Source organism: uncultured Methanobrevibacter sp., assembly GCF_902788255.1.
GTDB lineage: Archaea > Methanobacteriota > Methanobacteria > Methanobacteriales > Methanobacteriaceae > Methanocatella.
In genome coordinates this window covers 1-10527 of record NZ_CADAJR010000045.1, presented here as the reverse complement: position 1 = coordinate 10527, position 10527 = coordinate 1, and the positions used below count along the sequence as shown (strand labels likewise).

Below are 10527 nucleotides of genomic sequence, written 5' to 3'. Positions count from 1 at the left end.
TTCGGATAAAGTTCTGCTTGAGCCGTATGTTTGGAAACGGACACGTACGGTTCTTAAGAGGGTGCGGACGAGCAATCGTCCAATCCTATCTAACCCCCCCTCATTTAATGCAATTCATCCACGACCTTGAAGAGGTCATGGTATTCTTGCATCATTAGATAAAGTTGATTGAAAAATATGCATAAGTGGTAGAACTTTTTCGTGAGTTTCAATATAACTATGTTCATTGACTTCATTTACAACATCATCATTAACTTCCCCAATCAGCAATGGCAAATCTGGATTATTCAACTTTTGGTTCCTTTTGATCAGCTTCATGTTGCTGTTCGCGTAACAATAATTGCTTGTCATCAAGTTTATAATAATTTAAGCATCTTATCATACAACTTTTCCAATAATGCTCAAGTAGTTACATTTGTGTCATTATTTGGTTCAGGTTGTGGCTGTGATTATAGTACATGCTCAAGATTTGTATTTTCACCAGCTCCAATTATAGATGAAAATATCTAATAACAATAGATTCTAAAAAAGTAGTGTTAAGAGAACAAAAGTTATACAACTATCACATGAGTTTTCATATATTCCTCTCCAAATAATTACATGATTAATATTTTAAATTTCAAGTCATACATAATTAGGCCAAAACAAGACTTTAAAAAAATTACATTTAATTCAAACATAAACACTGACCCCACATATCAAAAGTGGAATTAATCTCATCACCATTATCATATTGCATTAGCTAATAAGATGATGGATTAATGACTTCATTATACGATATATAATGAAGTTGTTAATTTTTAATAGTTATTACAGTACTATTTAACCCTAATACTCTTGAATAGTCAACATTGTCTGCAATTTTATTTAAAACACTTATATTATCAAATTCAAGATTATCTTTTTCCACTACTGGATTGAAATCGACACCAGTATCCTTAATTGATATTAAAATATTGTCAGCATTATTTCTAACAATTACGTCAATTGTATTAACTGTTTCATTGTTGTTGATGATGTTTACAAGCATCTCTTCAATAGCTAAACTGACTATTGCTGCAGATTTATTGTCTGATAAATAATTCTGAACATTTTGTGCCAATTCCACAGCATCTTTTACATTACCATTAATTGTATGTTCAAATACTTTTTCATCATCATTGTGCTTGTTGATAAAGAATCCTGAATATTCACCCTCTGTTTTTTTATGGATATATTTTGAATAAGCAAAGATGAACAGTATTGTTAATGCTTCAGCGATTGCAAATGAAATCCAAATACCGTTTCCTGCAAATGGAATGGACAATATGCATGCAAGCCCAATAGGCAAGACCAAACCTTCAAGCAGGGAAATAATAGTGGATAATTTATTTTTCTGAATTGCCTGAGCATAAAAAGTATATAAAAATGTAATGGCTGTTCCCACATAACTTATTGCAAATATTCGCAGAGCATTCAATACAACAGGAACATCTGCAGGATTTTTAACACTGTACAGGAACAATAACGCCCGAGGATACACAATAAATAACAAAGATAAAGCCAAACTTGCAATTACAACAATTTTTAAAGACCTGTGAATAATGTAATTAACTCCAGAATAGTCTTCTTCTTTAAAGTAAACAGACACTATTGGAGACATTGTCTGAGCAGTTCCTATTAAAAATATATATAATATGAACAGGCTATTATAGCAGATACCGAATGCCACAATACCGGATTTTCCAACATATATTCCAACTAAAAAGTTTATTACAAGCAATTTTAAAGTTAAGTATAACTGTGTTGAAGAAGATGAAAATCCGGAAGTTGCAATTTTTTTAAGGAAAGCGAAGAATTTGCCTAATTTTAATTTAATAAATTCCAATGTACGGTCCTTTTTAAAAAAGTAATATGAAATTAAAACTGATCCAACAAGATAACCTGTTGAAGTAGCCAATGCTGCTCCTGAAAGTCCTAAATGGAAATATGAAATATAAATTACATCAAAACATATATTAACAATATTTGCAATCAATATTGCCCTGAACGGTAGTGACGGCATACCATCTGCCCTTATAAAGTATGATAAACTCATCATATAACATAAAAACGGCATTCCAATAATTAATGAATTGAAATATGAAGTTACCTCAGGAATCAGTTCGGGCTGGGAGGAACATAAAAACTGTGTAATACTGCCTGAAAATATCAAACCGAATATCGAAATCAGTATTCCAATTACTAAAAGTGAAATAATGGATGTTGAAAAATATGAATTACTCTTTTCATCATCAAATTCTGCCTTTGCAACAGAACAAAGTACACTACCACCCAATCCAATCATCCAATAGATTAGATTGACAAAAGTAATCACAGGAGCTACAATCTGAATTGGTGCAAGATTAGATGCACCAATTAAAAAGCTCACTATCAAACCATCCACAAATAAACAGATATTTCCTGCCATTGAAGTAAATAATGTCGGGAGGAAAAATTCACTGAATTTACTCCTCAATAATTCATAATTTCTTTCATACATCATTAATCCCCTTAAATACTAAAGAAGTCCAGATCATCCAAATATTTCACAAAGTTATAGACATACTCTTCAGACACATACGGCCATTTAATTCCCAAACGATACAATGCCTGTACGGTATAATCATTTGATACAGGAAGCCAGATTTTTTTAACTTTACCAGAACCGATTGAAGTAATTAAACCTGAAACTCCTTCTTGTTTTGATTTATCGGCCAATGCATCATCCAATGCTTTTTGATATTCATCTTCCTCCACATATTCAATATTCAATCCCAGAGGTTTGATGATTTCAATTATATCTCCAAAACTGATACTGTGATAATCATATGGATGGAATACAGTACAATCCTTTGGAGTTTTTGACAGACTAATAATTGCTTTTGCAGTCATATCAATTGGTGAAAATTCAACATTGCCCATAATCATTGAGTAAGACATTTTTCCAATTGTAACAAATGCTTTTAAACGGTTAATGAATCCGTTTGATTCAAAGTTAATTTGGAATTCACTGTCAGAGCTTCTTGCCATCAGGTTTCCAACCCTCATGATTTTAACATCCAAATCATTCTCTACCGCAGCTTCAAGAACTGCCCTTTCTGCGAGGAATTTGGAGTTAAGATACTGATTGTCCACAGCCTGACCAATGAATAAGTCCTGCTCTGTGAACGGAACATCGACAGGAGGATAATTGTTAATACTTTCACCTGCAATACTGTAGGTTGAAACCTGAACATATTTTGCATTTTTCATTTTAGCAAACTTAAGCCCGTTTACAACACCACCAAGGTTAATGTCCTCAATGTCCGTTCCAGATGAAAAGTGTTTCACATTAGCTGCACAATTGACAATGGTATCAATGTTTACATTAATAAGTTTTTCAAAGTCTTCAAAGTTTGTAATATCCCCTTCAATAATGTGCAATCTCTCATTGAAAAGCTCTTCGTATTCATTGGAGAAATAATAGAAGAGAAGTGATTTTAATCTTTCCTCTCCGCTTAATACTTTGTTTGATCTTATGAAACAGTATACATCACCAGTTTCATTTTCCAATATTTCACGAAGAACATGAATTCCTAAAAATCCTGTAGCTCCGGTGAGTAAAATATTTCCCAAACTATCCTGAATTTCGCCATCAAGTAAGTTTTCAAGAGTGTTTTTCTTAAGTAATGAATCAATATCGGAATAATCATATGACAGTTCAGCTTTTTTCTCTTCAGACTGGTCGGATAATACCAATTCGGCCAATGCTCTTGGAGTTGGATTTGAAAATACATCCCCATAGTTCAGATTATAGTTTCTGTTTAGTGCCTCCATTGTAATTTTGGTCACTAAAAGTGAGGTTCCACCAATTTCAAAGAAATTATCTGTAGCACTTACTTCATCAAGTCCTAAGATTTCACCAAACAGGTTTGTAAAGAATGCTTCAATGTCATTTTCAGGAGCCACATATTCTGTTATTAAAACAGGTTCAGGTAAGTTTCTGAGGTCTGTTTTACCATTTGCTGTTTGAGGCATTTCATCAAGTTCCATATAAACTGTTGGAACCATATAATATACCAATTTTTCCGCAAGGGAAGCTTTTAAATCATCAATATTAATTGAGTATTCGTTTTCTCCACGGTTTTCCTCCCTGTATTCATCATGAACTGTGAAGTAGGCGCATAAATGGTCATTGCCTTTGATTTTTCTAACAACAACTGCAACGGATTTGATTCCTGGGAATTTTGAAAGTCCAACTTCAATTTCCCCAATTTCTATTCTTAAACCTCTGAGTTTGATTTGATTATCCATTCTTCCGAATACATAATAATCTCCTTCTTCAGTGACCTTAACAAAATCTCCTGAACGGTAAAATCTTATTCCGTTAATAACTTCATATGCCTCAGCATTTTTCTCAGGACGATTCAAGTATTCTCTTGAAACCCCTTTTCCTGCAATATATAACTCCCCTATTACATTTGGAGGCAATGGATTGGAGTCAAAGTCCATGACCATTTCATGAACGTTGAATAATTCTTTTCCAATGTGAATATCTGAGCTTTCAAGCTGAACACCGTTACAGTAGACAGTTGTTTCTGTTGGCCCGTACATATTAAAGAATTTTCCATTGGAATTTTGTGAGAGAAGCTCATATAATCTTTTAGAGAAAGGTTCTCCAGCATGAATATATACCTTAAATCCATACATAGTCTCCTGCATCGCTTCAATTTCAAGATACTGAAGCAGTCTTGATGGGGTTGCAATGTAAACATTTGCACCGGTTCTGTGGATTAAATCCATCATTTCAATTGGATCTTTATATTCAGTATCATTAGCAAATACCATTGGAACACCATTCAAAAGTGATCCCATAATTTCCTGCTGGAATACATCAAATGCAACTGTTGTTGTGGACAATACTTTATAATCTTCTTTTTCAAGATTATGAACCAGTTCATAAGTACAAACATTCCTTGGGTCAGGATACACAAAGTTTGCAATGTTTCCATGTTCAAGGATTACTCCTTTAGGAAGTCCTGTTGAACCTGAAGTGTAAATGAGATATGCCATATTGTTTGCATGCACATCCGGATCAGGGTTAGCAGTGTCTTTTTCTTTGAGCAGTTCATTAACATCAAGCAAATTATCTTCATATCCACTTAAATCTATACCTTTCTTCTCAATCACATCATCCACAATGATAAATTTGGATTCGCTGTCTGTTAAAACATGCTCAATTCTCTCAGATGGATATTCTGAATCCACCGGAATGAATGCTGCACCGGATTTTAGAATACCAAATATTGATGCAACCACATTACTGTCCCTATTTAATATAAACATTATTCTGTCTTCAGGACCGACACCCCTTTTAATGAGGCTGTGAGCAATTCTGTTAGCTTTTTTATTTAGTTCATCATATGTAAATTCCCCGTCAGTGGCATATAATATTACTCTGTCAGGATGCATTTCAACCTGATTTTCAAATATTTTATTTAATCTGTCTTCAGGAACATCATCATATGCCAAATCATCGACACCCCAGTCATCGTTTTCAATGATTGAAATATCTTTCATCAATGTGCTTTCATCAAATGTCTGGAATTTGTTTAAAACTATTCTAATTGATTCAAGGAAAGTGCTGATTAAAGTTTCAGAGTATAACTGATCATTATATTCGCAGAAAATTCTGTATTGACCATCAACTTCCACAACATTAATGTTGACTTTGAATTTCAGTCCTTCATAATCAATAGACTGTCTTTCAACTTTCATTCCACCGATTTCAATGTCTTCAATGATTTTTCCATGATAAGCATATAATATTTCAGGAACAATATCGAATTCATTTGAAATTTCAGTTAAAGGATATGCGGAATATGTCAATACATTCAGCCATTCCCCATTTATATATTCAAAGTATTCCTTAAGAGTTGAATCAGAATTTAATTTCAATGCTAATGGTAATGTTTTAACCATCATGGCCAATGTTTTCTGTTGATTTGGATTGAATCTACCATTAGTGATAGTTGCGATTAATGTATCACGATTATATACGAATTTATTTATAACAAATGATGTTGCTGCCAGGAACAAATTGTTCTGAGAGATATTTGCTTTTGAACAGAACTCATCAATACTGGTTTTTTCAAGGAAAATATCATTCATTGCGACTTTACCTTGTGATTCATCGCCGTTAATGTCCTGTGGAATTAATGTTACATCATCAAACTCTTTGACTCTGTTATTGAAGAATAATTTTGCCTCCTCATATAAACCGGATTGGCGTGTTTTAATCTCATTTAAGCAATATTCAAATCCATCAAGCTCTTCAATCTCATAATCTTTTCCATCATAGATTTTTGAGATTTCATCAAATAAAATGTTTAAAGAGGTTCCATCAACAATAATGTGGTGGAAATCAGCTAAAAGCATTGAGTTTCCAACTATCTTAAATCTGAATAATGGACCCTCATCCAGTTTGAATGGTTTTACAAACTCATCAACATCAGCTTCATCAACAACTTCAATCATATCATCAATTTTTAAATCATCCCTTCTTTGCTGATATACTTCACCGTTATCCATTATTATTCTTGTTTTGAGATACGGATGATTTTCAATAGCTTTAATAATTGATGATTTAAGTTTGCCAACATCAATTCCTTCACTAAATTCCATTTTCTTCGGAAGGTTATATGCAGTGTTATCCAGATTTTTAATGCAGTCAAAGTAAACTCCAAGTTGATTTGGAGTTAAAGGATAAAGTTCTTTAATATCCTGCGATTCATCATCTTCAATTTTAATTTCAGAAGCTATTTTTTCAATAGTTTTGTATTTAAGAATTTCAGTAACATTCAATTGGGCATTTAATTTGGAATATATTGCAGAGGTCAGCTGGATAACTGTCAAAGAAGTTAAACCAATGCTGAATAAATCAGTATTAACACCAAATTCATCCATTCCCAAAATATCTGAGACAATGTCAAACAGTTCTTTTTCAATATCATTTCTCGGTTTAATAAAATCATCTAGATTTATTTCAGGATCCGGCAAGTTTTTGAAGTCAGTTTTTCCATTTGGAGTTTTTGGAAAAGCGTCCAATTGTATCAAATAAGACGGCACCATATACTTCGGAAGTGAATCGATTAAATGCTGTTTTAAATCATCCAAATTAATTTGTGAAGTTGCAGTAAAATATGCGCAAAGGTGTTCAATACTGTTAAGTTTTTTAACAACAACCTTTGACAATGCAATGCCTTCATAGTTTGCTATTACACTTTCGATTTCAGATAACTCAATTCTCAATCCTCTGAGTTTAATCTGAGTATCGTTACGTCCTGCAACATACAGTTCGCCTTTTGAATCCTTTTTACCCAAATCACCAGTGTTATAATATGGAATGTTGTTTAACTCCATGAACACCTTTTCGGTCTGTTCAGGATTATTCAGATATCCTCTTGCAATTCCGGCACCACCAACATATATTTCACCGGAAACATAAGCAGGCAGCTGATTTCCATCAATATCCATAATTTTATCAACTACATTAAGCATTTTCCAACCAGCAGTTACTTCAGAAGAGTCAATTAATTTGTAATGTGATGCTATTGTAACTTCTGTCGGACCATATGAATTGTAGATATCTGCTTTAGTGTATTTTGACAATCTATCATAGAGAACTGGAGGGAATCCTTCACCACCTACAATAATTACTTTACATCCGCCAACAACATTCTGAATTTCTTCAAGCTGCAAGTATTCAAGCAGTCTTGTCGGTGTTGAGCCAAAACCATCCGCATCAGTCTTTTTAAACAGTTCCACTAATTGTAATGGGTCAATAGCCTCCTCATCATTTGCAAATACCACCGGCAAACCGTTTAAAATTGTACCGAATATCTCCCTTAAAAATACAATGAATGACACTGTTGAAATTGATATGAACTTATCACATTTACGGTTGAGCTAATAAATCGGAACATTTTCATCCACATTGGCAATATAGTTTGATATTCCCCTATGAGTAATCATTACCCCCTTAGGTTTTCCGGTTGACCCTGAAGTATAAATTAAGAAACATAAATTGTCAGGAGTTAATTCTACATTCGGATTTGAATCATCGCTTTCTTCAAGTAATTTTCCAACATCAAATCTGTTTTCACCATCGTATTCGATATCCTCAGAAGTAATGACAAATTTTGAATCGCTGTCTTCCAATATCTGGTCAATCCTGTTTTTCGGATAGTTCGGATCAATCGGAATAAATGCGGCGCCCGCTTTGACAATACCTAAAACAGCCGCTATCAAATCACTGTTTCTCCTCATCATAAACATTACTTTATCTTCAACTTCAACCCCATTTTTAATTAAACTGTTGGCTATTTTATTTGCTTTTCTGTTTAATTCATCATATGTTAACTCGCCATCCTCTGTATAAAGTATTGTTTTATCCGGATTTTCCAAAGATATCTTTTCAAATATATTATTTATTACGCCTTCATTAGCCAGATCAATTTCAAAGTCCTCATCAAGTTCAATTTCACGTCTTATTGAAATAGAATTAAGTAATGTCTCATTTATGGTAAATTTATCCAATAATACATCAATGGACTCCAAAAATACGTCCATTAATTCTTTTGAATAGAATGATTCGTCATAACTGATATTGATTTTTCCACTTTCATAATTAAAGACAAGTTTGTAGTCTTTAGTGTCAAATTCATCAATGAAAAATAATATTTCACTTTCAAAGTTTAATTTCTGATTGTTTAAAAGGGGATATTTATTGAATTCTTTAAATGAATTTTTAAAATCATTTAAGTATTCTTCAACGCTTAAATCAGTGTCAAAATGATATCCTGCAGCAACACGATTATAAGCAATTAAAATATCTTTTGAAAATGAAAATTTGGTTAAATCATATAGGAAAACTGCGAGCAATAGCTTTTCCTTAGGCATTTTATACTGGTTAGACAAATTTTGTAACTTATCCTCATCAATTGCTTTAGAAATCTGTGTAAATTTAACCTTATCACCACTAACATCCGGTGAAATTGATGTTGGATTATCAAATGAATTTATCAGATTATTATAATAATTTTCTGCCCTGAAAAATTCCACTTCATCCACATTGTAATCCCGACATTTTTTTGATGAATCTATGCTAACCTCTTTTAATAGATCTTTTAAACCTTGACCGATTGATTCGATTTCACTTTTATGGAAACATGCTTTATCATATTCAATGAAAATAGAATGCAAACCATTTTTATCGGAGAAATTTTTATTTATTCTGAAGTGAAGCGGGAATTTAATGTCCTTTTGATATGTCAGGAATTTAGAATCATGATTTGTAGAATTTGACACGATGGAAATAGTAGAAATACAATCAGGATCAATTCCCGCATTTCTCAAATCAGTTGTGTACTCGCTGAACTGCAGTTTCGCATGAGCCAAACCCTCTTTTAAAACGCTTTTAGAGTATGCAAGCAAATCATCAAATGTTAAATATTCATCATAGGTTAATCTTAATGGAATAGTGTTTACAAACATTCCCAGTGCATCATCTTGTCCAAAGTATCTGCCATGGACTGAAGTGTTTAAAACCAGATCTTTGAATAAGTTATTGCCACGTTTTAATTTTGCCAAATACAAGAAGGTTAATGCAAGAGATGTTACAAATGGCGAATAATTAAAATCTGAAGTCTGATCTAAAAGAACTTCAAAATACCCAAGTTCCGAATTATCAAATGAATACCAGTCTCCGGAATAATCCTTTAAAGTATTTAACCAGTATTTTTTATCACTTTTTGCTTCATCAGATTTTAAATATTTTAATTCTTCATCAACATAAGTTTCATAGGAATAATCAATTGGGACATATTCACTATTGTTTTTAATAGATTCGATGCACTTATCCATTTCATGAGGAATAATTGAAAATAAAGAAGTCCCATCAAGCAAAATATGCTGGACAACACCTATCAAAACAGCGGAAGATTCTGTTTTTAAAACTGCCCATTTATATAACGGAGAGTCAAATACATCATCAAAAGGTTTATCAAGATAATCTTTTATAAAATCATTTAGATTTTCATTTGAAACATCAAATGAATCAATATTTACATCAATATCTATATAATACTGCTTGAAATTACCGGTATCATCATTTTTAATTTGTAAATTCAAATATTGGGCAGATATTATTTTAATTGCTTTTTTAACATACTCCAAATCCTCCAAATCATAATCTTTTCTAAATTTAAGATAAAATGAATCATTATGAGGATTATTTATCTCTGAAAATAAAAGCATTTTCTGAGCTGAGGATAATTTAAAGAAATTCATATTTATTCACCTAAAAAAATTTAACTATACTAAAATTATGTAAAACAAAATATTTAAAATCATATATAAACAAATAAATGACTCTTTCAAAAACTTTGTTGATTTTCAAAATCCTTTTTGCGATTGTCATTCCAAATGAGATCTCTGCGATAGATTCGTTTTAAAACGCCTCGTTTG

Annotated in this window: 1 protein-coding gene and 1 pseudogene; both read right to left on the bottom strand. The window is 32.3% G+C overall.

Going from position 1 to position 10527, the window contains the following annotated elements:
• Positions 1–793: 793 nt before the first annotated feature.
• Positions 794–2524: an MATE family efflux transporter gene (locus QZV03_RS10605; protein ID WP_083495824.1), complete on the bottom strand. Its 1731-nt coding sequence runs from the start codon at positions 2522–2524 to the stop codon at positions 794–796.
• An 8-nt stretch (positions 2525–2532) separates the two neighbouring features.
• Positions 2533–10350, bottom strand: a pseudogene (locus QZV03_RS10595) (amino acid adenylation domain-containing protein).
• Between the last annotated feature and the right edge of the window lie 177 nt (positions 10351–10527).